The 704-nt window shown below is 80.0% G+C and carries 1 protein-coding gene; it reads left to right on the top strand.

Annotated elements, in window-relative coordinates; genetic code table 11:
• On the top strand, positions 1–480 hold a 480-nt coding region (locus HW578_RS27300), incomplete at its 5' end, for a lysozyme inhibitor LprI family protein (protein ID WP_198373818.1).
• Between the last annotated feature and the right edge of the window lie 224 nt (positions 481–704).

Raw genomic sequence — 704 nt, 5'->3', positions numbered from 1 at the left:
CGCCCGCACGCTGCCGAGCGCGCCTGGGTCGAGGCCTGCACCCTGGCCGCCCAGGCGCATCCGCCGCGCGCCGCCTTCGGCCGCTGCGCCTGGCGAATCGCCGCCACCTGCCAGGGCGAACCGGGCGAGGGCCTGCTGGTCGCCCGCCTGCCGCCGCTGCCCGACCGCCCGCAGGCGCCGCGCACCTGCGCCCTGGTCGAGACGGCCATCTGGCAGCAGCAGCTCGATCGCTGGCAGCGGGAGCTCGGGCTGCTGGCCTCGGGTGCGGCGCTGGAGGCGCTGCGCCGCGCCCAGCGCGCCTTCCCGGGCTATCGCGACCTGGCCTGCGCGGCGGAGGCGGCGCTCTCGGCCGAGCCGGAGGCCGAGGCGAACCGCCTGTCCTGCCGGCTCGAGCAGACCGCGCTGCGCGCGCTGGAGCTGAAGCGCCTGCGCGACGAGATGCTGCTGGCGATCGCCGCCGCCTCGGTGGAGGGGCCGTAGGGCGGCATCCGGCAGCGCGACGGCCGACGGCGCGCGCGAGCGCAGGCTCAGCCGGGCGGCGTGGGGCGCCGCCCGGGTTGTCTCAGCGCCTCCACCACCCCTGGCGCTTGGGCAGGGCGGCCTCGGCGCCGGTGCCGAGCACCACGGGCTGCACCGGGGCGCCGATCACCGGCTCGGCCGGGGCGGCCTCGGCCGGCGCGGGTGCCGGGGCTTCGGTTGCCGGC

Source organism: Roseomonas rosulenta, from assembly GCF_016106005.1.
Classification (GTDB): Bacteria; Pseudomonadota; Alphaproteobacteria; order Acetobacterales; family Acetobacteraceae; genus Neoroseomonas; species Neoroseomonas rosulenta.
This window is presented reverse-complemented; position numbering and strand designations above follow the sequence as displayed.